The 25,238-nt window shown below is 68.9% G+C and carries 23 protein-coding genes; 4 read left to right on the top strand and 19 right to left on the bottom strand.

Annotated features, from left to right (window positions below; genetic code table 11):
• Positions 1-138 precede the first annotated feature (138 nt).
• Complete coding sequence (locus OXI49_00585; GenBank protein MDE2688988.1) at positions 139-1,707, top strand: methylmalonyl-CoA mutase family protein; 1,569 nt, start codon at positions 139-141, stop codon at positions 1,705-1,707.
• A 24-nt stretch (positions 1,708-1,731) separates the two neighbouring features.
• Positions 1,732-2,004, top strand: a complete 273-nt coding sequence (locus OXI49_00590) for a hypothetical protein (protein ID MDE2688989.1) — start codon at positions 1,732-1,734, stop codon at positions 2,002-2,004.
• A 7-nt stretch (positions 2,005-2,011) separates the two neighbouring features.
• Here the strand turns inward: OXI49_00590 and carB are convergent, their stop codons facing one another.
• The 10 genes from carB to OXI49_00640 all read right to left on the bottom strand — a co-directional run bounded on the left by carB (position 2,012) and on the right by OXI49_00640 (position 15,219).
• The gene (carB, locus tag OXI49_00595; protein MDE2688990.1) at positions 2,012-5,257 is read right to left on the bottom strand and encodes a carbamoyl-phosphate synthase large subunit; all 3,246 of its coding nucleotides are present in this window, start codon (positions 5,255-5,257) and stop codon (positions 2,012-2,014) included.
• Positions 5,258-5,642: 385 nt separating this feature from the next.
• Positions 5,643-6,887, bottom strand: coding sequence for an FtsX-like permease family protein (locus OXI49_00600; GenBank protein ID MDE2688991.1), 1,245 nt, complete (start codon positions 6,885-6,887; stop codon positions 5,643-5,645).
• On the bottom strand, positions 6,880-7,950 hold the full coding sequence (carA, locus tag OXI49_00605) for a glutamine-hydrolyzing carbamoyl-phosphate synthase small subunit (protein MDE2688992.1): 1,071 nt from the start codon (positions 7,948-7,950) through the stop codon (positions 6,880-6,882). The genes OXI49_00600 and carA overlap by 8 nt, the downstream gene beginning before the upstream one ends.
• Positions 7,947-8,348, bottom strand: coding sequence for a methylmalonyl-CoA epimerase (gene mce / locus OXI49_00610; GenBank protein ID MDE2688993.1), 402 nt, complete (start codon positions 8,346-8,348; stop codon positions 7,947-7,949). The genes carA and mce overlap by 4 nt, the downstream gene beginning before the upstream one ends.
• A 2-nt stretch (positions 8,349-8,350) precedes the next feature.
• Entirely contained in the window at positions 8,351-9,409 is a 1,059-nt protein-coding gene (meaB, locus tag OXI49_00615; GenBank protein MDE2688994.1) for a methylmalonyl Co-A mutase-associated GTPase MeaB, read from the bottom strand.
• Positions 9,406-11,247 carry a SpoIID/LytB domain-containing protein gene (locus tag OXI49_00620; protein ID MDE2688995.1) on the bottom strand — a complete coding sequence of 614 codons (1,842 nt, stop codon included), beginning with the start codon at positions 11,245-11,247 and terminating at the stop codon, positions 9,406-9,408. Before OXI49_00620 ends, meaB begins: the two co-directional genes overlap by 4 nt.
• Positions 11,248-11,387: 140 nt before the next feature.
• Positions 11,388-12,140 (bottom strand): ATP-binding protein, encoded by a 753-nt coding sequence (locus tag OXI49_00625; GenBank protein ID MDE2688996.1) that lies wholly within the window; start codon positions 12,138-12,140, stop codon positions 11,388-11,390.
• Positions 12,137-12,493: a MerR family transcriptional regulator gene (locus tag OXI49_00630; protein MDE2688997.1), complete on the bottom strand. Its 357-nt coding sequence runs from the start codon at positions 12,491-12,493 to the stop codon at positions 12,137-12,139. Before OXI49_00630 ends, OXI49_00625 begins: the two co-directional genes overlap by 4 nt.
• Positions 12,494-12,568: 75 nt before the next feature.
• A complete protein-coding gene (gene dnaK, locus OXI49_00635; protein MDE2688998.1) occupies positions 12,569-14,518 on the bottom strand; it encodes a molecular chaperone DnaK in 1,950 nt (649 codons plus the stop codon).
• A 224-nt stretch (positions 14,519-14,742) separates the two neighbouring features.
• Positions 14,743-15,219, bottom strand: a complete 477-nt coding sequence (locus OXI49_00640; GenBank protein MDE2688999.1) for a DUF1844 domain-containing protein — start codon at positions 15,217-15,219, stop codon at positions 14,743-14,745.
• A 21-nt stretch (positions 15,220-15,240) separates the two neighbouring features.
• On the opposite strand from OXI49_00640, the gene mazG reads away from it, so the two are divergent.
• Positions 15,241-16,065 (top strand): nucleoside triphosphate pyrophosphohydrolase, encoded by an 825-nt coding sequence (mazG, locus tag OXI49_00645; GenBank protein ID MDE2689000.1) that lies wholly within the window; start codon positions 15,241-15,243, stop codon positions 16,063-16,065.
• Positions 16,066-16,071: 6 nt separating this feature from the next.
• Here mazG and OXI49_00650 read toward each other — a convergent pair whose 3' ends face one another.
• The 6 genes from OXI49_00650 to OXI49_00675 are packed head-to-tail and all read right to left on the bottom strand — an operon-like array spanning position 16,072 to position 20,828.
• Positions 16,072-17,289 carry a S41 family peptidase gene (locus OXI49_00650; protein ID MDE2689001.1) on the bottom strand — a complete coding sequence of 406 codons (1,218 nt, stop codon included), beginning with the start codon at positions 17,287-17,289 and terminating at the stop codon, positions 16,072-16,074.
• 7 nt (positions 17,290-17,296) lie between these two features.
• On the bottom strand, positions 17,297-17,635 hold the full coding sequence (locus OXI49_00655) for an STAS domain-containing protein (GenBank protein MDE2689002.1): 339 nt from the start codon (positions 17,633-17,635) through the stop codon (positions 17,297-17,299).
• Positions 17,625-18,098, bottom strand: coding sequence for an ATP-binding protein (locus tag OXI49_00660; GenBank protein ID MDE2689003.1), 474 nt, complete (start codon positions 18,096-18,098; stop codon positions 17,625-17,627). The genes OXI49_00655 and OXI49_00660 overlap by 11 nt, the downstream gene beginning before the upstream one ends.
• A 13-nt stretch (positions 18,099-18,111) precedes the next feature.
• Positions 18,112-18,600: a dCTP deaminase gene (gene dcd, locus OXI49_00665; GenBank protein MDE2689004.1), complete on the bottom strand. Its 489-nt coding sequence runs from the start codon at positions 18,598-18,600 to the stop codon at positions 18,112-18,114.
• 36 nt (positions 18,601-18,636) lie between these two features.
• Positions 18,637-19,611, bottom strand: coding sequence for a class II fructose-bisphosphatase (gene glpX / locus OXI49_00670; GenBank protein MDE2689005.1), 975 nt, complete (start codon positions 19,609-19,611; stop codon positions 18,637-18,639).
• Positions 19,608-20,828: an acyl-CoA dehydrogenase family protein gene (locus tag OXI49_00675; GenBank protein ID MDE2689006.1), complete on the bottom strand. Its 1,221-nt coding sequence runs from the start codon at positions 20,826-20,828 to the stop codon at positions 19,608-19,610. Before OXI49_00675 ends, glpX begins: the two co-directional genes overlap by 4 nt.
• Positions 20,829-20,911: 83 nt before the next feature.
• Between OXI49_00675 and OXI49_00680 the strand changes: the two genes are divergently transcribed.
• Entirely contained in the window at positions 20,912-21,757 is an 846-nt protein-coding gene (locus OXI49_00680) for a CPBP family intramembrane metalloprotease (protein ID MDE2689007.1), read from the top strand.
• Positions 21,758-21,979: 222 nt separating this feature from the next.
• On the opposite strand, the gene OXI49_00685 is transcribed toward OXI49_00680, so the two are convergent.
• From OXI49_00685 to hflK, 3 genes are read right to left on the bottom strand one after another with little or no spacing between them, the layout of a single operon-like run.
• On the bottom strand, positions 21,980-23,179 hold the full coding sequence (locus OXI49_00685; protein MDE2689008.1) for a NupC/NupG family nucleoside CNT transporter: 1,200 nt from the start codon (positions 23,177-23,179) through the stop codon (positions 21,980-21,982).
• 26 nt (positions 23,180-23,205) lie between these two features.
• Positions 23,206-24,162, bottom strand: a complete 957-nt coding sequence (gene hflC, locus OXI49_00690; protein ID MDE2689009.1) for a protease modulator HflC — start codon at positions 24,160-24,162, stop codon at positions 23,206-23,208.
• Positions 24,159-25,196 (bottom strand): FtsH protease activity modulator HflK, encoded by a 1,038-nt coding sequence (gene hflK / locus OXI49_00695; protein ID MDE2689010.1) that lies wholly within the window; start codon positions 25,194-25,196, stop codon positions 24,159-24,161. Before hflK ends, hflC begins: the two co-directional genes overlap by 4 nt.
• Positions 25,197-25,238: the final 42 nt, after the last annotated feature.

A 25,238-nucleotide genomic window follows, 5' to 3' on the forward strand; every position in this document is an offset into this window, starting at 1 on the left:
CATGTAGCGCCAGGAGCCTCCGGTGGCCACTAGATATGGGCATTCATCCGTCTATAGCGCCTAATCGATAAATGCGGAGCACCTTCGGAGAGAAGCACTGGATCCTGCGGATTCGAGGCGGCGATAAGCTCCTCTGCCGTGACCAGGAACCGCGCCACGAGTTCGGGTATCGATCTGCCGCCGTTCTTTGAGCCGGACGACCTGCCGGGGGAGAACGGGGCTCAAGCCGCGCCCGGCGAGTTCCCGTTCACGCGCGGCCTCTACCAGGACATGTACCGCAAGCGACTGTGGACGATGCGCCAGTACGCCGGCTACGCCAGCGCCACCGAGTCGAACCGCCGGTACCGCTACCTCCTGGAGCAGGGCACGACCGGCCTCTCGGTGGCCTTCGATCTCCCTACCCAGATCGGCTACGACTCGGATGCCCGGGCCGCCCGCGGCGAGGTGGGGCGCGTCGGTGTCGCGATCGACAGCGTCGAGGACATGAGGACCCTGTTCGACGGCATCCCGCTCGGTCAGGTCACGACCTCGATGACGATCAACTCGACGGCGTCGATCCTCCTCTCCATGTATCTGGCGGTCGCGGAGGAGCAGGGTACGCCCTGGGGAAACGTCGGCGGTACGGTCCAGAACGACATCCTGAAGGAGTACATCGCCCGCGGCACCCACATCTACCCGCCGCCCCACTCCCTGCGCCTGGTCACCGACCTGATCGTCTTCTGCTCCGAGCACGTTCCGCGCTGGAATCCCGTTTCGATCTCGGGTTACCACATCCGCGAAGCGGGCTCCACCGCCGCCCAGGAGATCGCCTTCACCCTCGCCAACGCCCTCTGCTACGTGGACCTGGTGCTGGCGCGCGGGCTCGAGATCGACAGCTTCGCCCCGCGGCTCTCCTTCTTCTTCAACGCCCACAACAACTTCCTCGAGGAAGTCGCCAAGTTCCGGGCCGCCCGCCGCCTCTGGGCCGAGCTCGTCCGCGAGCGCTACGAACCGCGCAACGAACGCTCTTGCTGGCTGCGCTTCCATACCCAGACCGGCGGCTCGACCCTGACCGCGCAGCAACCCGAGAACAACGTCGCCCGGGTCGCGATTCAGGCGTTGGCCGCCGTCTGCGGAGGCACCCAGTCGCTGCACACGAACGGGGCCGACGAAGCCCTCGGTCTGCCGACCGAGACCTCCGCGCGGGTGGCGCTGCGCAGCCAGCAGATCGTGGCTCACGAGACGGGGGTCGCCGACGTCGCCGATCCGCTCGGCGGCTCGTGGGCGATCGAGGCGCTCACCGGGGAACTCGCGGCCAAGGCCCGCAGCATGATCGAGCAGATCGAAGAGCTCGGCGGCGCCGCCCAGGCGATCGAGTCGGGCTACCAGCAAAACGAAATCGCCAACGCCGCCTACCGCCACCAGTTGGCGGTCGAGGCCAGGGACGAGGTGATCGTCGGCGTCAACGCCTACACCCAGGAGGAAGACGAGGAGGCGACGTTCCTCGCCGTCGACCCGGCCGCCGAAGCCCGGCAGGTCGAGCGGGTCCGAAAGGTCCGCGAGCAACGCGACGCGAGTGCGGCGACGGCCGCCCTCGACCGGCTGCGGCAGGCGGCAGCGGGCGAAGACAACCTGGTTCCCCGCATCCTCGACTGCGTCCGGCGGCGCGCAACGCTCGGCGAGATCTCGGATCGCCTGCGCACGGTCTGGGGCGAGTACGAAAAATGAGCCTGCGATACGAGGGGTGAGCCGGTGAAGTCGGCCTACGAGAGGGCGCTCGAGAAGCTCGAGAACCGGGGCATCGCGGCGCCCCGGCAGGACGCCCTGGACGAAGACCAGCGGCGGCGGATCGAAGACGCCCGCAGCCGCCACCAGGCGAAGGTGGCCGAACTCGAGATCCTCCACCGCAAAAACCTCGCCGCGGACCCGGCCAAGCGGCTCGAGGAGGAAGAGAACTACCGCGTCGAGCTGCGGCGTCTCGCCGAGCGCCTGGAGAGCGAGGTCGAGCGCATCCGCCGCGGCTGAAGCCGGGTCAACGCGCCGCGGACGACGCGACCGCGGCTTCGGTCACCGGCGCCGAGCCGAGATCCTGGAGCGCGGTCACCTGCAGCAGGCTCTCGCGCAGCGCCTCGATGGCGTCCACCGCGGCCATCGCCCCCGAGATCGTCGTCACGCACGGGATGTCGAACTTGAGCGCGGTCGTGCGGATCTCCATGTCGTCCTTGTACGACTCGCCGCCCAGCGGCGTGTTCACGATCAGGCCGACCTCGCCGTTGATCAGGTAGTCGACCACGTGCGGCCGTCCTTCGGCCACCTTGTTCACGCGCTGTGTCTCGATGCCCCGCTCGCTGAGGAACGAGGCGGTGCCGGCGGTGCACAGAAGTTCGAAGCCGAGGTCCCGCAGGCGCTCGGCGACTCGCAGCAGCGCCGGCTTGTCCCGGTCGTTGACCGACAGGAAGGCGGCGCCGCTGTCGGGCAGCGCGTGACCGGCGCCCAGCCAGGCCTTGGCGAAGGCGCTGCCGAAGCTGCGGCCGATACCCATCACCTCGCCGGTCGACTTCATCTCCGGACCCAGGACCGGATCGACGCCCGGGAAGCGGTCGAACGGGAAGACCGGCGCCTTGACGAAGAAGCGGTCAACCGGGGGTTCCTCGACGAGACCGATCTCCTCCAGGGTCTCCCCGACCATGACCCGGGTGGCGATCTGCACCAGCGGCAGGCCGACCGCCTTGGCGATGAAGGGCACCGTCCGCGAGGCCCGGGGATTCACCTCCAGCACGTAGACCTCTCCGTCGTAGATCGCGAACTGCACGTTCATCAGGCCGACGACGCCCAGCCTCAGGGCCAGCCGCGTGGCGATGTCGCGCATCTTGTCGAGGTCCCCCTCGTCCACCCGGTAGGGCGGCAGCACCGCCGCCGAATCGCCGGAGTGGATGCCGGCCTCCTCAATGTGCTGCATGATGCCGCAGACGACCGCCCGCTCCCCGTCCGCCACCAGGTCGACGTCGACCTCGAAGGCGTCCTCGAGAAAGCGGTCGAGCAGCACCGGCCGCCCCGGCGAGACGTCGGCGGCACGGCGCATGTAGTTGATCAGCGTCGGCTGGTCGTAGCAGATCGACATCGCCCGGCCGCCGAGCACGTAGCTCGGCCGCACGACGACGGGATAGCCGATCTCGTCCGCCACCCGGCAGGCCTCGTCGAGCGACACCGCGGAGCCGTTGGCCGGCACCAGGATGTCCTCCTCCGCCAGGAGATCGCCGAAGCGCCGGCGGTCCTCGGCGAGGTCGATCGCCTCCGGCGACGTGCCCAGAATGGAGACGCCCGCGGCCTCGAGGCTGTGGGCAAGCTTGAGCGGAGTCTGGCCGCCGAGCTGGACGATCGCGCCCAGCGGCTGCTCGCGGCGATAGATCGCCATCACGTGCTCGAACGTCAGCGGCTCGAAGTAGAGCCGGTCCGAGGTGTCGTAGTCCGTCGAGACGGTTTCCGGGTTGCAGTTCACCATGATCGTCTCGTAGCCGGCCCGCCGGAGGGCGAAGACGGCGTGAACGCAGCAGTAGTCGAACTCGATCCCCTGGCCGATCCGGTTCGGCCCGGAGCCCAGGATCATCACCTTCCGGCGCTCGGTGGGCAGGGCCTCGTCCTCCACCCCGGGCGTCGAGTAGAGGTACGGGGTGACCGCCACGAACTCGGCGGCGCAGGTGTCGACGCGCTTGAAGACGCGGTCGAGCCCCCGCTTCGTGATCTCGCGGGCCACCAGGTCCTCCCCGCTTCCGAACAGCGAGGCGACCCGCTGATCGCTCAACCCGCTCAGCCGGGCCCGGCGGAGCAGCTCGTCCGGAGCGGATTCGAGGTCCCAGCAGGCGAGTTCCGCTTCGATCTCCACGACCGTCCGGATCTCGCGCAGGAACCACTGGTCGATGTCCGAGGCCGCGGCCACCTCGTCGACCGTCCAGCCCTGGCGCAGTGCGGCGAAGACCCCGAAGAGGCGCTGCCAGTTGGGCGTGCTGAGCCGCCGTCGTAGACCGACCGGATCGCTGACGAGCTCCTCCTGGCGCGGCCACGCCGCCTCCAGTTCCAGGCCGGAGAGACCCTTCATCAGCGCCTCGCGGAAGTTCCCGCCGATCGCCATCACCTCGCCCACCGACTTCATCGACGTGCCCAGGGTGCCGGCGGTGCGCTCGAACTTCTCGAACGCCCAGCGCGGGATCTTGACGACTGTGTAGTCGAGGGTCGGCTCGAAGGCCGCGTAGGTCTTTCCCGTGATGTCGTTCGAGATCTCGTCCAGGGTGTAGCCGACCGCCAGTTGCGCGGCGATCTTGGCGATCGGGAAACCGGTGGCCTTGGACGCCAGGGCCGAACTTCGCGACACCCTCGGGTTCATCTCGATCACGACGCGCCGCCCGCTGCCCTGCTCTACCGCGAACTGGATGTTCGAGCCCCCGGTCGCGACGCCCACCTTCCGGATCACGGTGAAGGCGTCGTCGCGCATGTCCTGGTACTCGGGATCGGACAGCGTCTGCTGCGGCGCCACAGTGATCGAGTCGCCCGTGTGCACGCCCATCGGATCGACGTTCTCGACCGAACAGACGACGATCGCGTTGTCGGCCACGTCGCGCATCACTTCGAGCTCGAACTCCTTCCAGCCCAGAACCGACTGCTCGATCAGGGCGGTCGAGGCCGGACTCGCCTGCAGGGCGCGGACGATCACGTCGTCGATCTCGTCGCGGTTGAACACGACGCCGCCGCCCTCGCCTCCCAGCGTGAAGCTCGGCCGGACGATGACCGGGAAGCCCAGGCGGTCGATGATCCTCCGCGCGTCCTCAAGCGTGCTCGCGATACCGCTCTCCGGCACCTCGAGACCGGCCTCCACCATGGCCCGCTTGAAGAGCAGGCGGTCCTCACCCAGGCGCAGAGCCTCGATCCCCGCGCCGAGCAGCTTCATCCCGGACTCCTCGAGCGCGCCGGACTCTTCCAGCGCCAGGGTCAGGTTGATCCCGGTCTGGCCGCCGACGGTCGGCAGCAGCGCGTCCGGCCGCTCGCGCTCGATGATCTTCATCGCCACGTCGGGCACGAGGGGCTCGACGTAGGTCGCGTCCGCGATCTCCGGATCCGTCATGATCGTCGCCGGGTTCGAGTTGACGAGGATGACCCGGTAGCCCTCCCGGCGCAGGACACGGCAGGCCTGGGTGCCGGAGTAGTCGAACTCGCACGCCTGGCCTATGACGATGGGCCCCGAGCCGAAGATCAGGATCGACTCGATGTCCGTCCGCTTCGGCATGAGCGCGCGGAGTGTACAGGCAAACCGGACGCGTTCCCGGATCGCGGCGCGTACCGAAAACACGACGCGGAGGAAACACTTTGGCGCCGGGTCGCGTATACTTCTTGTCAGAGGCGGCACCGAACCACAGGCAAGGATCGATCGGCAACCGGCCAATCGACTTCGCGCCCTGGCTCCCGTGCCGTCACCCACCGGGTCGCGACTGGACGCGTCCGCGTCCAGCGAAACTGCAACCCACCCCCGGACACAGTCCGGACCTGCCCTAAACCCTCAACTTCCGCTCAGCGGCCACGGGCTGACTGAGACGCGATTCACACCCGGGAGGGGTTGCTTTCCAGCAGCCCCTCCTTCCACGTCTGGCCGGCGGCTTCGGCGGCCGGTTCGGCTACTCCCAGTGGAGAGCCCGCGCCGGCTCGAGCGACGCCGCCAGCCGGGCAGGCCACCAGCACGCGAGCCCGACGACGAGGAGGCTGAAGCCGGCCACGGCCAGCAGGTCCAGCGGCCGCACGTCGAACGGAACGCTGCTGATGAAGTAGATCTCCGCCACGCCAGGATCGAACCGTACGAGTTCGTAGCGGGTGATGATCACGCTGACCAGCGAACCGAGCAGCAGACCGAGGCCGGTGCCCGCGGCGCCCAGACTCAACCCGCAGGCCAGGAACACTCGTCTGAGCCGTCGCGGGCCAAGCCCCAGCGCCCCGAGCACCGCCGTGTCCCTGCCCCGCTCCCGCACCATGACGACCAGCGCAGCGGCGATGTTGAAGGTCGACACCAGCACGATCAGGCCCAGCACCAGGAACAGGCCCCACTTCTGCAGCCGAAGCGCCGCGAAGATCTCCCGGTTGCCCCGGCGCCAGTCGGTGACCAGCGCATCGCCGCCCACCAACTCCTCGATTCTCCCGTGCACGACCGACGGGTCGGCGCCCGGCGACGTCGCCACTTCCAGGACCACTCCGACCGCGCCGAGGGCCTCGACTGCGTCCCGGTGGAGGACGGCGTACCTCCGGTCGTACTCGGAGAACCCGGTCTCGAAGGCCCCGGCGACCCGGAGCGTGCGGTAGGCGAAGCGCGGCTGGCCCGAGGATGAACCCACGATCGCCGTCAGGCGCAGCAGGTCCCCGCGCGCCGCGCCAAGCGTCCGCTCGAGCTGGCGGCCGAGCACGATCGCGTCGATGCCGTCGGCGTTCCGTCCAAGTTCTTCGTCGCCGGCCCCGAAGGAGGAAGCCCCCGGCAGGACGCCCCGGAACCAGACGTCCACGCCGGCCGGATTCGTCCCGCTCGCCAGCGCGCCCTGACCGGCCAGCGTGACGCCGACCCGCTCCACTCCGGGCAGCCGTCGCAGTCGACCCGCCGTTTCGTCGGCCGCGGCGAGATCCCCCGCGGCTTCACCCAGGGGCGTGACGACCAGAGGCCCGCTCTGAAGCAGCCGCGTCTCGACGGAGCCCGTGTAACCGCTCATCAGCGCCATCGAGACAACCATCGCCGCCACACCCAGACCGGTCGACCCGAGGGCCGACCTCGCCGTTCCCGTCAGAAGCCGGCTTCGTCCCCCGAGCAGGTAGCGCGCGGCGATCCACCAGACCACCCGGCGGCCCCGCGCCGAAGCGCCCGACTCGTGGGCATCAACCACAGACGTCGAGGAACTCCCCAAACAGTCGCGCGGCGTCGTGCGGCCCCGGCGCCGCCTCCGGGTGGTACTGGACCGAGAAGATCGGCCGTCCGGTCGCCTTGAAGGCCTCTACCGTTCCATCGTTCAGATTGATCGCCGCCACCTGGCAGTCGTCGGGAAGGCTGTCGCCGGCGAGCGCGAAGCCATGGTTCTGGCTCGTGATGGAAACCTCGCCGGTCTCCTCGTCCCGGACCGGCTGGTTGCCGCCGTGATGCCCGAACTTCAGCTTGAACGTCGTGCCGCCCAGCGCCAGACCCAGGAGCTGGTGGCCGAGACAGATACCGAACAGCGGCGTCCTGGAGTCGATCAATTCCCGCACCTCGCCGATGATCTCCTGGAGCGGTTCCGGGTCTCCCGGTCCGTTCGAGAGCACCACGCCGTCGACCTCCAGGGCGAGGCACTCGCGAGCCGGCGTGCGCGCCGGCAGCACGACGACCCGGGCGCCCTGCCGGACCAGCGAGCGAAGGATGTTCCGCTTGACGCCGAAGTCGTACACCGCCAGGCGGACCTTCTCCTCGCCCTCCGGCTCGAGCTCGTACGGCGCCTCGCAGGTCACCTCGTCGACCAGGGCCCGCCCCTCCATCGTCGGCTGCCGCCGCACTTCCTCGACCAGCTCGGCGTCCGGCCGGTCGCAACTCGTGATCAACCCCCGCATGGCGCCGTGGTCGCGCAGGCGCCGCACCGCGGCCCGCGTGTCGATGCCCGCGAGCGCCGGCACGCCCGCCGCGTTCAGGTAAGCGCCCAGCTCGCCATCGCCCAGTCCCGAGCGGCGGGCCGTGAACTCGCGGACGACGAACCCTTCCACCCAGATCCGGTGCGACTCCTCCGCGTCGTCGTACGTCCCGTAGTTGCCAATGTGAGGCTGGGTCATGATCACGATCTGACCCCGATAGGAGGGGTCCGTCAGGATCTCCTGGTAGCCCGTCATCGACGTGTTGAAGACGACCTCCGCGAAGCGGCTGCCCTCGACCAGGCTCTCGCCGTGAAAGACGGAACCGTCCTCGAGAATCAGACGACCCGTCACCGCGCCGGCTCCGACAGTTCCAGCAGCACGCCGCCGGCGCTCTTCGGGTGGACGAACTGAACCGTGGCGCCCTCGGCGCCGGGGCCGGGCCGCTCGCGCAGGAGAGACAGGCCGTCCTCCCGCAGCTTCCCGTCGTCCTCGTGAACGTCGTCGCTCCGCATGCAGAGGTGGTGTATGCCCGGGCCGCGGCGCTCGAGGAAGCGCCCCACCGGAGAATCGTTCGACAGCGGCTCCAGGAGTTCGATCCGCGTGCCGCCGCAGGGGATCATCGCTACCCGCACTCCTTCGTGCTCGACCACCTCGATCGCAGCGATCTCCAAGCCCAGCTTCTCGTAGAACGCTCTCGCCTCTTCGATGGAAGGGACGGCGATCGCGACATGGTCCAGACCCGTGATCATTGCTATGCGCCTCGGTGTTGCCGGAATCCGCCGACGAACTCGCCGACCAACCGGTCCGCCAGATCGTAGGGATCGACCGGATCACGGGGATCGCTGGCCGGCCCGGCTTCCAGCGGCGCCCGATTCTGCTGCGAATCGGCCTCCCCGTCCAGCGCCTTCGAAGCGCTGGCCGCGAGGAGCGTCCGCGCGAACCGGTCGTCGTCGATCGAACACATGGCGAGCCGCAGGACCTCGGCGCGGTACAGGTCGAGCACCCGGCGCCGCAGGCGGGCCGCCCGCCGGTCGCGAATCTCGCCTCCGGCCCGCAGCCGTTCGAAACACGCGGACACCGCGTCCAGGACCTCCGCCGCGCCTTCGTCCGTCCGCGCCACGGTTGGCAGCACAGCCGGCGGCTCGCCACCGGCTCCGTCCGCCAGGTCGAGCATCTCCACGATCGACCGCCGAGCGGCGGCGGCGCCCGGCAGATCGCTCTTGTTGACGACGAACACGTCCGCGATCTCCATCGTCCCGCTCTTGATCGCCTGAACGCCGTCGCCCAGACCGGGCGCCGTCACCAGGACCACCAGGTCCGAGTTCCGGCGAATGGCGGTCTGGGCCTGCCCGGTCCCCACGGTCTCCACCAGAATCCAGGGAAAGCCCGCGGCATCGAGCAGGTCGGTCGCCGCGGCAGCGGCCTGCGCCAGTCCCCCGCCGGCGCCGCGCGAGGCCATCGAGCGGATGAAGACGGCCGGATCGGTTTCCAGGTCGGACATCCGCACCCGGTCGCCGAGCACGGCGCCGCCGGTCAGCGGGCTGGTCGGATCGAAGGCGAGCACCGCCACCGGGTCCCCCCGTTGCCGAAGTTCCCGGGCCAGAGCGGCCGTCAAGGTGCTCTTGCCGACTCCGGGCGGTCCGGTCAGGCCGATCGTCATCGCGCGGCCGGCGCGCCGCCAGGCCGTCCTCGCGAGGGCCTGCGTATCCACGCCGCCCTCGATCGCGGTCAGAGCCCGGCCCAGCCGCCGGGTCTCGCGCCAGGGCTCGGGGTCGTCCAGCCAGGCGTCGGCAGTCCGATCGACGCTCACGATGAGAAACTGCCGATCTCGACCGCGCCGTAGTAGTGCCAGAGGATCTCCCGGTAGGTCAAACCGCGCTGCGCCATGAGGTACGCGCCGACCTGGCACATGCCGACGCCATGGCCGCGGCCGCGGCCGGCGAAGCGCCAGCCGGGAACGCCGCCGTCGCCCGCTTCGGCGGTCACCCGGACGAGGTGTTCGGGGATGTCGAGCAGCCAGCGGATGGCCAGACCCTGGAGTTCCACCGTGCCCTTTTCACCGATCAGGTCGATGCGGGCCACCCGACCCGAGACGCCGCGCTCGAGCACTCTCATGGACCTGAGCCCCAGGCCGGGGAAACGCTTCTCGACCGCGGCGCGCAGTGAACCGTGGGAACGCCAGAGCGACCACGGTTCCGCTTTCGGCTGATCTCCAAGCCTCGGCGTCTCGTGAACGACCAGCACCACCTGGCCGCGGACCAGGTAGACGCGCAGCCGGTCGCCCGGCGCGGCCGTCAGGGACGGTGCCGGGACGCCGAGCTCGCCAGGGGGCGTCCCAAGCGGAACCTCGGTCACCAACAGAGCCGACTCGGCTGCCAACGGCACCAGCCGGCGGCGACCCTGCTGGCGCAGGTCGAGCCAGCCGCCGTCGAGGCCGCCCAGGCTCCCTTCGACAACTTCCAGATCGCCGCCGGAACGGGCGCGGTCCAGTCGCTCATCGACCCGTCTCTCGCGCACACTTCGAACGCCGACCGACCTCAACAGGTGCCTTGCGGGCGAGCCCTCGGCGCCGCCCCCCAGGGTCACGACTCCCCCTTCGACACAGGCCGTTGCCATGGGGCCCCCGCCCGCCAGAAGAGGGAAGACGTGATCGACGAGCTCCGTGCTGCCGCCGCAACTCGCCGTGAACAGAGCCTCCTGAAGCGCTCCGTCACGAAGCAGGATCTCGCCGCCGGTCGCCGCGATCGCGCGGTCCGAGACGGGGTGCTCAACCTCCAGGCCGCCGTAGACCTGGCACAGCGGCGTGGCGCAGAGGTCGTACCCCTCCTCTTCGAACTCGCCCAGGCGCTTTACCGCGTAAGTGCGCGCGGCCACGGCCTGCGCCTTGATCGCCTCGAGCTCCGGGTACAGGTCCGGACCGAGCTCGACCGGTACGACGCCGCGCAGGTAGTCCTCGAGCGGCGCCGCGTTGACGACATTCAGTCCGGCTCGATCGCTCAGGAAGACCTCGAGCGCTCCCCGGTAACGGCGACCGAGGATGCGAACGACACCGTCGGCCGACTCGAGCCGCAGCCTCCGTCCGACAACCCTGCCGATCCCGTCGACCTCGAAGCCCGGCTCCTCCAGAACCTGGCCCTCGATGGTGATCCAGACGTCGTCGAACCCTTCGACATGAAGGCGGCCGCGAGCCTGCTCCGCCGCCTCCCGGTCAGCGAAGCGTCCCACCCGGACCCGGTACAGGCCGGTGCCCGCGTCGAGCACCGAGTCAGCCCGCTGATCGAGCAGATCCGCCAGCCGGCCGGCCAGCTTCTCCGCCTGCACCCGATCCCTCAACGCCGCCACCTGCAGGCGATGGACTCCCGGGCTCGCCGTCCCCGGCGCCGCCAGCACCTCAAAGGAACCGGCAACCTCGTACCGCCGGCCCGCATCGTCCGCTAGCCACGAAGGCCCGTCGCAGCAGGCAACCTCGACCCGCTCGAGGTCCGTGGCCAGCCCCAGCCGAATCTCCTCCGGCAGAACGATCGACGGAGGAGACGTCGCCGCACCGGGATGCACTGCCGACGCCGTCGCCAGCAGCAGACAGGCCACGGCGACCAGCCCAAGGTTGGTCAGGTACCGCTTGACGGTCTGTGACCCGCGTACTCCCATCGCCTGTTCCATACGTTATTGGAAATACGTCCGGATGCCGGTCGGAAGGCCGACGCACCGGCGCCCAACCCCCAGACTCCGAGAAGGCGTGAGCGTCCGCTGGGACCCTCCCCCCTCCGGCCGATGCCGCGAGACGGGTGTTACCGATGCTGGTGCGCCTGCAACTCGTGCCGGTAGTCGCCGACGGCGTCGATGAGAATCGGCTTCGCCATCTGGTGGAGGCGGCTGATCAGGCTGGCGGGGACGCGGCCGGCCAGGGTACGGGCAGCGGCCTCGGCGTTGTCGCCGTCGGCCTCGGACGTCAGGTAGTAGTTGCTCGTGAACAGGGTCGGCCGGCGGGCCATGTAGCGGCCGTTGATCAGCAGGTACAGGGTGTCGGAGACGAAGGGCGAGGGCCGTCGCGCGCCGAGCTCGTCGACGACGACCACCTCCGCCTCCTGGAGCGGACGCAGCAGGTCGGCCTGGTTCCGCGGAGCGTCGGGCTGGAAGGTTGCCTGGATGTCGGCGACCAGGCTGGTGAAGTCGACGAAGCGGCCGCCGACGCCGTACTGCTCGGCCAGCTCGATCAGCACGGCCACGGCAAGGTGCGTCTTGCCCCGGCCGCTCGGGCCGATGAACACCAGTCCGGCTTCGTTCAGCGATCCGTCGAGCTCCATGAACTCCTCGATGTACTGGTCGCAGTCGCGGCGCGCGGTGAGGAGCTGGTCGCCCACGTCCCCGGCGAGCCGGAAGTTCGTCAGACGGCAACCCTGGTACTTGGGCGGAATGCCCAGGTCGTCGACGCGGCGGCCGCGGACGCGGGTCGCGTGACAGGTGCAGCGGCGCGCGCGGTTGGTGGCGAGGTCGACGATCCAGCCGCGCCCCTGGCAGAATTCGCAATCTTCCCCGTTCAATCCTCGTCCTCGACCTTGACCAGCGCGCCGCTTCGCACCCAGACCAGGGCGTGCCGGCGCCGGACACCCCGGCGGCGGTCCGCCGCGTCGCGTTCAACGATCGAGAGTAGCCGGTCCCGCTCGGCCTCGAGCCGCGCCAGCCGTTCCTGCAGCGTAAGGATGACCTCGACTCCGGCCAGGTTGACCCCCATGTCCCGGGTCAGCGTGAGGATCGACTCGAGCCGGTTCAGGGAGTCCTCATCGTAGAGGCGGGTGTTGCCGTCGCTGCGCTGCGGCTCCAGCAGGCCCTCGCGCTCGTACAGCCGGAGGGTCTGCGGATGGATGTCGTAGCGCTCGGCGACCTTGCTGATCATCACGTAGCGCCCGCCCCCCACCCGCCGCCGGCGGGACGGGGGACGGCGCCCACGCGACGACCGCGGCGGCGTCACCTAGCTGGCCCCTTTGTCCCCGGAGGTTCCGCCGTCTCCGGACGTTTCATCCACGTCGACGAAGTCGGCGTCGATCACGTCGTCATCGGCGGCCTGGGGACCGCCGTCCCCGGGGCCGCCCGCGCCCGGAGGCGCGTCGGGAGCCGCCTGGGCGCTGGTCTGTTCGTAGATGACCTGCGCCAGCTTGTGCGACGCCTCGGTCAGCCGCGCGGACGCGCTCTGCATGGCGGCGGCGTCTTCGCCCTCCATGCTCTTCTTCGCGTCCTCGATCGCGGACTCGAGTTCACCGCGGTCGCTGTCGGACAGCTTGTCCCGGTGTTCGGCGAGGTTCTTCTCCGTGCCGTAGACCAGGGAGTCGAGCCGGTTGCGGGCATCGATCGCCTCGCGACGCTTCCTGTCCTCGTCGCTGTGAGCCTGGGCATCGGAGACCATCCGTTCGATCTCGTCCTTCTCGATGCCGCCCGAGCCCGTGATCGTGATCTTCTGCTCCTTGCCGGTGCCCTTGTCCTTCGCCGACACGTTGACGATGCCGTTGGCGTCGATGTCGAAGGTGACCTCGATTTGCGGCATGCCGCGAGGCGCCGGCGGGATACCCACCAGGTGGAAGCGGCCGAGCGTCCGGTTGTCGCCGGCGATCTCGCGCTCACCCTGAAGCACGTGGACCTCGACCGATGTCTGGTTGTCGCCGGCGGTCGAGAACACCTCGCTCTTGCGGGTGGGAATCGTCGTGTTGCGATCGATCAGCTTGGTGAAGACGCCGCCCAGCGTCTCGATGCCAAGCGAGAGCGGCGTGACGTCCAGCAGCAGGACGTCCGTGACGTCCCCGGCCAGCACGCCGCCCTGGATCGCGGCACCGATCGCGACCACCTCGTCCGGGTTCACGCCGCGATGGGGCTCCCGTCCGAAGAACTCCTTGACCGCTTCCTGTACGGCCGGCATCCGGGTCTGGCCTCCGACCAGGACGATCTCCTCGATGTCGCTGGTACCGAGGCCGGCGTCCCTGAGCGCCTGGCGGCAGGGTTCGAGCGTGCTCCTGACCAGGTCCTCGGTGAGCTGCTCCAGCTTGCTCCGGGAGAGCTTGACGTTCAGGTGCTTCGGCCCCGAGGCGTCGGCGGTCACGAAGGGGAGGTTGATCTCCGTCTCCTGGACGCCCGACAGCTCGATCTTCGCCTTCTCGCCGGCCTCCTTGAGGCGCTGCATGGCCATCGGGTCCTGGCCGAGATCGATGCCCTGGTCCTTCCTGAACTCCTCCAGCAGCCAGTCGATGATCCGCTGGTCGATGTTGTCGCCCCCGAGGTGCGTGTCGCCGTTCGTCGCCTTGACCTCGACCACGCCCTCGCCCACCTCGAGAATCGAGATGTCGAACGTGCCGCCACCGAAGTCGTAGACGGCGATCGTGCGATCGCCCTCCTTGTCCAGGCCGTAGGCAAGCGCCGCCGCGGTCGGCTCGTTGACCAGCCGCTCGACGGTCAGTCCGGCGATCTGGCCGGCATCCCGCGTGGCCTGACGCTGGGCGTCGTTGAAGTACGCCGGAACCGTGATCACGGCGCGCTCGACCGGACCGCCGAGATAGTCCTCGGCCGCCTGCTTCAGCTTCTGCAGCACCATGGCCGAGATCTGGGGCGGCGTGTAGGTCTTGCCCGCGGCTCCGATCTGCACGTCGTCGCCGGCGCTCGAGACCGCGTAGGGGACCATCTTCTGCTCTTCCGAGACCTCGCCCAGGCGCCGCCCCATGAAGCGCTTGATCGAGAAGACCGTGTTCTCCGGGTTGGTCACCGCCTGTCGCTTGGCGACCTGGCCGACAAGCCGCTCGCCCTTCTCCGTGAAGCCGACGATCGACGGCGTGGTCCGGCTTCCCTCCGAGTTCGGAACCACCTTCGGATCCGAACCCTCCATCATGGCGACGACGCTGTTCGTCGTCCCCAGGTCGATGCCAATGATCTTGCTCAAGACTCTCTCTCCTGAATCGTCCGCGCGGTGAGCGCGACGGGTCGGTTTCTCCGTTCTGCGGCGCTTCCGGGCGGGTGCGGATTCAACCGCCTGCCTGGCCCAGCGCGCTAGAAACCCTAAGACCTAAGCGATCTGTTGTCAAGTCCCTGGCGGCATCAATCTGCCTGTACAATGCTCAGATCACGTCCGGGTACTGCCTTCGGACGGGCCGGATCAGCAGGCAGTCAGCCGCGGCTCTTCTCGACGTACCGCATCCTGAGCTGCGCGAGAAGATCCTCGAGCAGCGCCGTCTCCTGTTCGGAGACGTTGCCCCGCGTCTTCTCCTGCAGCACCGACAGCAGGTCGATGTGGAGCCGGGCCCGCGGCAGATCCTGGGCGCTCTGACCGTCCGGTAGCTGGGCGTCGCCGAGCAGGAAGGCGATCGGCTCGGCGAGTACGGCGACCAGGTCCATGAAGCCGGGAGACTGCGCCCCCCGCGGCGGCATCCGGGAGGCCGCCTCCTCGGGGCCCGGGGACGGCGTCGCGGACGGAGCCTGCCCAGCCCCGCCGGCCGGCGCCTCGCCCGGACTCGTCGGGCTGTCCTGACTGGCGCCCGAGGGCGGCTGTTCGGCGGTCGGCCCGGCCTTCTGCTGCTCGAGGAAGCGGTACTCTTCCCGCAGTTCGCCGTCGTCCGTGAACATCCTTCTGTCGGTGACCTTCACTTCCGACCTCCGCTTCCCAGGATGCAACACCCTAGCAAAGGAAACGCGGCCGGAACCGACTCCTGCTCGCTCGCTCCGATCGCCGATCTGATCGACCGGCTGCGCGTCGACTGCCCATGGGACCGTGAGCTGTCGCTGGCGGATCTGCGGGCGTATCTGATCGAAGAGGCCCACGAACTGGCCGCGGCGATCGACGAACGCGATCCCGCCGCGATCAGCGAGGAACTGGGCGATCTGCTGTTCGAAGCGGTGTACGTCGCCCGGCTGACGGACGCCGAGCTGGAGGAAGTGCCGCTTGCCGGGGCGATCCGCGGAGTGATCGACAAGATGGTCGCGCGACACCCCCATGTGTTCGGCGACGAGAAGGACCAGGCGAAGGCCGGTTCCGCGGCCGAGGTCGCGGCAATGTGGGAGCAGCGGAAGCGGAGCACCGACGGCGAGCGCTCCGTGCTGGACGGAGTGCCGGTCTCGCTGCCGGCGCTGGTCGGCGCCTACCGGCTCGGCCAGAAGGCGGCCGGCATCGGTTTCGACTGGGACTCGATCGAAGCCGTGCGGGCCAAGGTGGCCGAGGAACTCGGCGAACTGGACGATGAGACGGCAAGCGACCAGGCCGGCCAGTCCGTCGAGGCGAAGGCGCGGGTCGAAGAGGAGCTGGGCGACGTGCTGTTCGCGGTCGCCAACCTCGCCCGCCACCTGGACGTGGACCCGGAACGCGCGCTGGCGGCGGCGAACCGGAAGTTCCGCCGCCGTTTCGCGGCGATGGAGACGGAACTCGAACCCGGCGGCGACTACCGAGTGGAGGAACTGGAACGGCTGTGGGAGCGGGCGAAGCGAAGGGAGGCGTAGCTACGGCTACTGCTGGTTCGGCTCGGCGGGCGCCTCCAGGATGAGAATCAGAGCCTCGTCCAGGACCGGATCCAGGCCGTCGTCCCTCTCGCCCAGGGCGAACGCACTCAGGCGGTGTTCGGCGCTGACCCGGATTCTGCGGTTCAGCCGTGCACCCTCAGGGTCCGTGTAGAAGGCAGCGGTCGTCTCGAGGAGGCCGCCGCCGTTCGGCAACTCGATCTGCTGCAACGTTCCGGCATGGCCGAAGGTCGACTCGCCGCTGTGGTCCGCGTCGACCGCCTGACGCAGAACGGCGGTCAGGATCTCGGCCGGTCCCTGCGAACTCCGATCGGTCAGGACCTCGATGTCTCCCGAGTACAGCCCCCCCACGCCCTCGAAGGTCTCGAGCTTCCGGTCCTCCCGGTCGATCAAGCTGCCCAGTTCGCCAACGGCGAACAGGCCCGCCACCGCGTAGGCGGCCCTCGCGGAACCTCCCGCGACGCCGCGGAGATCGATCAGCAGGGAGTCGCCGGCGTAGCCGTCGAGCAACGCCTCCACCTGGGCCGCCGTGCCGGAACCGAAGCTCGGGATCCTCAACACGCCGACCCCCCGGATCTCCTCGAACTCCGGCGGAAGCGGCTCGTACTCGTCCAGGGTCAGGCTCACGTCGACGCTGTTGCCACGCCGCACCAGCTCCAGGTCCAGTTCGGAACCGACCGGAGCGGCGAGCTGACGCCGCAGTTCCCACAGGGGCATCGCGCGGGACGAGCGACCGTTGATACCGGCGACGATGTCGTTCCGCTCCAGGCCCGCGGCCTCGGCCGGGCTGCCGCCGTCGACCGCGACCACATAGGCGGTGCCGCGCTCCTTGAGCACGAGGACGCCCGAGTGCCGGCGGCCCACCTCACGCGCTGCCCGGTACGACTCGACTTCGCCCGGCGGTACGTAGACCGAGAAGGGATCGAGGGCGTCCGTCACGCCATCCATGGCGCCCGCCGTCAGGCTACGTCCGTCGGTCGCCTCGACGTACGAACCGCGGATCAGCCGAAGTACCTCCTCCCACAGCGTGAGGTACTTGTAGATCGAGTCCCGTCCCGTGTCCTCCGGGTCGTCGCTGGCGCCCAGCCAGGCGCCGCCGGCGAGACCAAGAACCAGGAGCAGGGACAGGCAGACGACAGCCAGCCGGCCGCCGCCGACCCCGTGGTGGCGATGCTCCCGCGACCGCCCCCTGCCTTCCGCGTCCACCGCTCTCTCAGGCGACCGAAGCGACTGCCTCGTCCTCGTCCTCCAGGATGTCCAGCACGGTAACCAACTGCGTGATCTGGAGCACCCCGAGGACCCTGCTCGGCATGGAGAACAGGCGCAGCTTGCCGCCCCGGTTGGTTACCGTGGTGTAGGCGGCAACCAGCTCACCGACGCCGGAGGAGTCGATGGAACGCACCCGCCCCATGTTGAGCAGGATGTTCGTAGCGCCTTCGCCGACCGCCGCGAGGACGGCCTCTCTCAAGGCAACGTCGCCCTCGCCGATCGTGATCCTGCCCTGGAGATCGAGAATCGTCGCTCCATCCCGCTGGCGCTTGTCAATCTTCATTCGCTCCTCCCTGGTTTGCTTCGGCGCTGCCGCCCGGGGTGCCGAACTTCTTGTGAAGCCGGACCTTCGTGCCGCCCTCGGCGCCGAAATCGTAGTCGATCTTATCCATGAACCTGCGCATGTAGAAGATGCCCCTGCCTTCCGTCTTGAGCAGGTTGTCGGGGGCCAGCGGGTCCGCCACGGCGCCCGGATCGAAGCCGCTGCCCTGGTCTTCGACCGTGATGTCGACTCCGCTCTCGCCCACCGCGAGACACACGTCCACCTTCTTCTCGGGATCCAGCGCGTTGCCGTGCTTGATCGCGTTGGTCAGTGCTTCCCGCAACGCGATGCCCATCCAGTAGCCGGTCTCTTCGTCGATCGGCAGGGACTCGAGCGTTTCGTCCAGCACGGCCTTGACCAGTTCGATGTTCTCGTACCGGCTGTCGATGGAGAGCCGAATCGTCTGGTGAACAGGTTCCGGCACGGCGGCCTCCAACTCAGGATCGGGCGCGGGTCGCGCCGCGCTGGTGCTGGTAGCGGCTGCCGGCCCCCGGCTCGCCGTAAGCGGTCCGCGGCTCGGACTCCATCGCGATGAAGATGAGCTGGGCGATGCGGCGGCCCGCGTCGAGCACGAACGGCACCGGGCCCAGGTTCTGCAGCTCCAGGGTGATGTTCCCCTCGAATCCCGGGTCGCACCAGCCGGCCAGCGAGTGGTTGATCCACAACCGGCCTAGCGTCGACTTGAGCTTCAGGTCGCAGGCCACCGAACGTGGAATCCGCACGAACTCGAGGGTGGTGGCGAGCACGACCTCGTTCGGGAACAGCTTGATCCTGTCGCCGTGGAACTCCTCCGGGTCGCGGGTTGGGCAGATCCAGTGGTCGCCGACACGGACGTCGTAACTGGCCGCGTTCACCTGGTCCGGTTCGAAGGGGTCGACGCCGCCCGCTTCGCCCCAGGCGCTGATCCAGTGGTCCGGCTTGATCACGGCCGTTCCGCCGCTGGGTCGTCCACGTTCCCCACCTCAATAGAAGTAGACGGGACCACCGTCCTCGCCACGGTGAATCGTCTCGACGAAACGAATGACGCCCTCCTTGAGCGACATGGTCAACGTCGACGTCCGGAAGCCGTCACCAAAGAAGCGGACGCCCCGGAGCAGGTCGCCGCCGGTGACGCCCGTGCAGCAGAACAGGATGTCGTCCCCCGGCGCAAGCTCCTCGGTGGTGTAGACGCGGTCGGGATCCTCGATGTCGAACTGGGCGAGCCGCCGCTTCTGCTCGTCGGAGAGCGCCGACAGCCGCCCCTGGATCTCCCCGCCGAGGCAACGCATCGCCGCCGCCGTGATCACTCCTTCCGGCGCGCCGCCGGCACCGATCACCGCGTGGACCCCGGTGCCGCGGACCGCCGCCGCGATCGCCGTCGACAGGTCCCCGTCGCCGATCAGCTTGATGCGCGCTCCGGCGCTCCGGATGTCGTCGATCAGGCCCCGGTGCCGGTCCCGGTCGAGAACGACCACGGTCAGGGCGCTGACGGCGCAGTCGAAGGCGGCCGCGATCGCCTTCAGGTTGTCCTTGACCGGAGCGTCCAGGTCGACCTTCCCGCGAGCGGTCGGGCCGACGACGATCTTGTCCATGTAGATGTCGGGGGCGTGGAGCAGGCCGCCACGCTCGGAGGCGGCGAGCACCGCCATCGCGTCCGAAGCCCCGGTGGCGCAGAGATTCGTCCCCTCCAGGGGGTCGACCGCGAAGTCCACCTGCAGATCGCCCGCGGCCCGACGGCCAACCTCTTCGCCGACGTAGAGCATCGGCGCCTTGTCCCGCTCCCCCTCGCCGATCACCACCCGGCCGTCGATCGCCATGTCCGCCAGGACCCCGCGCATCGCCTCGACGGCGACGTGGTCCGAGTGGTGGCGGTCGCCGTATCCCATCGTCTGGGCCGCCGCGACCGCGGCGGCCTCGGTGACGGCGACGAAGTCGTGGTCCCGGAGCTCCCCGGTCACGAGCCGGCCCCCGCGGCGGCAGCGGCAGGCACCGGCCGGTCGACGGCCTCGCGCGCCTGCTCGCGGCTCATCGGCGGGTTGAAGGAGGGAATGCCGGTGATCGCCGCGCCGATCACGAGGCCGTGGATGTCGTGCGTGCCCTCGTACGTGTAGACGGATTCGATGTTCAGCATGTGGCGGACCACCGGGTACTCGTCCGAGATGCCGTTCGCGCCCAGGATCTCGCGCGCCAGCTTCGCGCACTCGCGCGCCACCCAGACGTTGTTCCGCTTGCACATCGACACGTGCTGGGGCTCCATCGTCCCCGCCGTCTTCAGCCCCGCCAACTGGTAGACGAGGAACTGTCCCTTGGTGATCTCGGTGATCATCCAGGCCAGCTTCTCCTGGACGAGCTGGTGGCTGGCGATCGGCTGACCGGCGAACTGCACCCGTTGCCGGGCGTACTCGAGCGCCGTGTGGTAGCACTCCATCGCCGACCCGAGGCCCCCCCAGCAGATGCCGTAGCGCGCCTGGTTCAGGGTCTGCAGCGCGCTGCCGACACCCCGGGTCCCCGGCAGGATGTTGTCGGCCGGAATCCGGCAGTTCTGGAACGAGAGTTCGCCGGTCGCCGAGGCCCGCAACGAGAACTTGCCGTGCATCTCGGCGCTGGTGAAGCCCTCCGTCCCCTGCTCGACGAGGAACCCCCGGATCCCCTCGTCGGTGCGCGCCCACACGACGGCCACGTCGGCGACGTTGCCGTTCGTGATCCACTGCTTGGCGCCGTTCAGCACCCAGCAGTCCCCGTCCCGGCGCGCCCGCGTGCGCATCGCCGAGGGGTTCGAGCCGAAGTCCGGCTCGGTGAGCCCGAAGCAGCCGATCATCCGGCCGCTCGCGAGTCCGGGAATGAACCGGTCCTTCTGCTCGCGGGAGCCGAAGGCGAGAATCGGGTACATGACCAGGGAACTCTGGACCGAGACCATGCTGCGGACGCCCGAGTCCCCGCGCTCCAGCTCCTGCATGACGAGGCCGTACGCGACATCGCCCAGGCCCGGCAGCCCGTACTCCGAGAAGTTCGCCCCGAACAGGTTCAGATCGCCCAGTTCGGGGGCGAGCTCCATCGGCGCCTTCGCCTCGCGATGGCAGTGCTCGATGATGGGCTTCACGCGCTCGTCGACGAACTGCCGGACGGTGTCCCGCATGAGTCGTTCCTCGCCGCTGAGCAGCGAGTCGAAGTTCATGAAATCAACGCCTGGAAATCGGTCCAAAGCCCTCTCCCGGGTGGTTCGCGGCAGCGCCGAACCCTACCAGTAGGATGCCGGCCGTGACCCTGATTCGCCTGGCGCTCCCGCTGGTGGCCGGCGCCGCGTGCGCCTGGTGGATCGACCGATCCACGGCGGCGCGCGGTCTGTTGCCGCCCGGCTTCGCCGACGCCACGTGGGGCGACCTGCGCCGCCTCGCCGCGATCGGCCTGCTCGCCCTGGTGCTCTGGTTCGGCGTGTTCGCCGCCGCCGGGCAGATCGGCCTGCCGTCCCGCGTCGACGAGATCGACTTCGAGCGCCTTTCTCCCGTGAACCTGTTCCTGATGCACGCCCTCCTGGTCGTGACGCTGGCACTCTGGCTGTTCCTCGGCTACTGGCGCTGCGGGCACGACGCCCGCACGGTCGTGCTGAGCCAGCTCGGTCTGCGCACCCGGACCGGCCAGAGCGTGCCGGTCGAGGTCGGAATCGGTCTCGGCGCCGGCGTCGTCCTCTGGGCCAGCGTCCTGTTCGTCGTGCTGATCGCGGCACTCGCCGTCGGCGCCGCCGGCGGCTTCGAGAACCTGCCGAACGAGGCGCCGGGCATGGTTCTCTGGATGGGCAGTCTCCCTGTGCTGATCCGACTCATGGTCAGCCTCTCCGCGGGCGTCGTCGAGGAGATCTTCTTTCGCGGCTTCCTGATGCCGAGAGCCGGCTTCGCGACGTCGAACGTCCTTTTCGTGCTCGCCCACCTGAACTACGAGCAGCCGTTCCTCCTTCTCGGCGTCGCCCTCCTCTCCGTCGCCTTCAGCTACCTCACCATCTGGCGAGGCAACATCTGGCCCGCCATCGCGGCCCACTTCCTCTTCGACGCGATCCAGTTGCTCATCCTCGTTCCCTCAGCCGCCAGCTCAGCCGGGAACGCACCGTAGCCTGCACCGCAGCGTGACGCCCGGCCGTGACGACGTCCAGTCCGTGGCGAGATCGGGGAGAGGGTCCCAGCGGGCTGGAGACAAGCGCCTGTCGAGACCCTCACATCAACGCAGGCCGGTGTGAAGCGCAGTCGACCGAAGCGAGCCCCCAACCCCACATCCAGCAAGTGGGGGCGAGCGTCCGCTGGGACCCTCTCCCCGATCTCGCCGCGGGCGGGTGGCTCAGATCAGCAGGCCGGCGATCGTCGCCGTCTGCAGGCAGGCGAGGGTGCCCGCGATCATCGCGCGGAGCCCGAGGCTGGCCAGTTCGCTCTTGCGTTCCGGGGCGATGCCGCCGATGCCGCCGATCTGGATCGCGATCGACGAGAAGTTCGAGAAGCCGCACAGGGCGTAGGTGGCGATGACCCGGGACTTCTCCGACAACTGGTTGTCCGCCGAGATGTCCTCGAAGCGGGAGTAGGCGACGAACTCGTTGGCCGCGGTCTTCAGGCCGAGAAGCGTCCCCACCGCGTCCGCCTCCGCCCACGGCACCCCCATGACCCAGGCCAGGGGCCGGAACAGGAAGCCGAGGATCATCTCCAGGTTCAGGCCCGGAAGGCCGATCCAGCCCCCCACCGGCCCGAGGAGGCCGTTGACCAGCGCCACCAGGGCGATGAAGGCGAGCAGCATGGCGCCAACGTTCAGCGCCAGCTTCAGACCGTCGCCGGCGCCCTGGGCGGCGGCGTCGATCATGTTGGCCCAGGGGGTCTTGACCTTGAAGTCGGTATCCGCCGAGACCCGATCCGTCTCGGTCTCCGGGACCATCAGCTTGGCCATGACCAGGGCCGCCGGCGCCGACATGACGCTGGCCGCGATCAGGTGGCCGGCCGAGATGCCCATCCCGACGTAGGCGGCAAGAACGCCGCCGGCGACGGTGGCGAAGCCGCCGGTCATCACCGCCATCAGCTCCGAGCGGGTCATCTTGCCGACGTAGGAGCGAATGAGAAGCGGCGCTTCCGTCTGGCCGACGAAGATGTTCGCCGAGGCGGACAGCGACTCGGGGCCGGAAGTGCCCATCACCTTCGTCATCACCACGGCGAAGACCTTGACCACCCGCTGAATGACGCCGAGGTGGTAGAGGACCGCGACCACGCTCGAGAAGAAGATGATCGTCGGCAGCACCCGGAAGGCGAAGGGAACGAGGTCGAACCCCTGGCCGAAGACGAACCGTGAGCCCTCGTCGGCAAACTCGAGGAAACCCGTCACGACTTCCGTCGCGCCGGCGAAGAAGGCTCGACCAGGGGCCGTCTTCAGAATCAGCAGGGCAAGGACAAACTGGATCGCGATGCCCGTGACCACCGTCCGCCAGCGGACCCCGAAGCGGTTCGTGGAGAGCAGCCAGGCGATGCCCGGGATGACCAGGAGTCCAATCAGGCCGGTCATCTATCGACTGACCGCCGAACCGGCAGCTATGGGCCGCTCGCCTTCAGGAAGCTGAAGTAATCGCTGTCGGTCGACACGACCAACCAGGTGTTCGGGTCGATCGTCTTCTCGAAGGCCTCCATCGTGCGCAGGAACTCGTAGAAGTTCCTCGACTGGACCGACTGGTTGTAAGCCGAGGCGTAGATCTCGGTGGCTTCCGCGTCCGCCCGGCCCCGGATCTCGGTCGCCTGGCGGTAGGCCTCCGATTCGATCCGCTTCAGGTCGCGATCCATGTTGCCGAGGATCTCCGATGCCTGGCCCTGGCCCTGGGAGCGGAAGCGGTCGGCGATCCGCTGCCGTTCCGAGATCATCCGGTTGAACACATCCGGCTCGACCTGCTGGCCGTAGTTGATGCGCCGGAACTGCACGTCCAGCACCTCGATGCCCAGATCCGCGGTCCGGTCCTGGGCCGCGGCCAGGATGTCCTGGCGGATCTTGTCGCGGCCGGTGACGATTTCCTCGAGGCCGCCGCCTCCGTCCTCGTCGAGGCCGCCGCCGGCGTCCGGGTACGACTCGTCAGCCGCGGCCTCGCGGTTGGAACTGCGGATCACCTCGATCAGGTCGTGGTTGGCGATCGCGTTGCGGGTCTCGCCGTCCAGGATGTCGTCGAGCCGCGACTGCGCGCCCAGCTCGTCCCGCAACCGCTGGAAGAACAGCAGGGGGTCGGAGATCCGCCACCGGGCGTAGGTATCGACGAAGATGAACACCTTGTCGCGCGTCGGCAGTTCCTCGGCGGAACCCTGCCACTCCAGGAAGCGGCGGTCGAAGTAGTGGGCCTTCTGGATGAAGGGCAGCTTGAACTTCAGTCCGGGAGTATCGATCGCGTCACCAACCGGAGCGCCGAACTGCGTGATGATCGCCTGGCGATCCTCGGGAACGATGAACAGCGCGTTGCTCGCGACGAGCAGCACCACCAGGACCAGGAGGATGGTCAGGACCTTCACGGCGTTCCCTCCCCGGCCTGCTGGGCCGCGACCTGCCGCGAGGTTCTCGCGGCGCTGACTCCCTCGAAGCTCATGATCGGCGTCAGACCGTCGACGTCCTCGTCGACGACGATCTTCCGGCCTACCTTCGGCAGCACGCGCTCCATCGTCTCGATGAACAGCCGCTTGCGCGTCACCTCCGGCGCCTGGCGGAACTCCTCGTAGAGGGCGTTGAAACGGGTCGCGTCGCCCTGGGCCCGGTTCACCCGGTCGAGCGCGTAACCCTCAGCCTGCTGGATCGTCTGCAGCGCCTGACCCTCGGCTCGGGGAATGACCCGGTTGTACTCCGCCTCGGCTTCGTTGACCAGCCGTTCGAGCTCCTGCTCGGCCTGGTTGACCGCGTTGAAGGACGGCTTGACCGGCTCGGGCGGGTTGTTGCTCTGCAGCACCACCTGGTCGATGGCGATCCCGGTCTCGTACTGGTTGCACAACTCCTGCAGCTCGACCTTCACCGCGCCCTCGATCTCGGCCCGGCCGACGGTCAGCACTTCGTTCACCGTGCGGTCCCCGACCACCTTGCGCATCACCGCCTCGCTCATGTCGCGGAAGGTCGCGTCCAGGCGGCGAACCCGGAAGAGATACTGGTAGGGGTCGACGACCCGGTACTGGACCACCCACTCGACGACCGCGGCGTTCAGGTCGCCGGTCAGCATGTTCGCCTCGTCCGGGTTGGACACGAAGGAGCTTCGCACCCCCACGCTCTCGCTGCTGAAGCCGAACTCCTGCTTCAACTGGCGCCTCACGGGCACCTTGGTCAAGTCGTCGACCAGCGGGATCTTGAAGCGCAGGCCAGGCTCGGTCGTGCCCGCGTACTTGCCGAGACGGAGGATGACCCCCACCTCCTCGGGCTGCACCGTGTAGACACTGGACAGGGCCAGGAGGCCGGCCACGACCACCACGGCGATGATCTTCAGACCGCCCAGGCGCTCGCGCAGCGCCTTGGTCACATTGCCGAGATCGAGGGGGCTGTCGGCACCGGGAAAGTTGTCAGGCATAGCAAACGAGGCTATGCCATCGGCCCCCGGAAGACAACCGCT

Source organism: Acidobacteriota bacterium, assembly GCA_028875725.1.
GTDB lineage: Bacteria > Acidobacteriota > Thermoanaerobaculia > Multivoradales > Multivoraceae > Multivorans.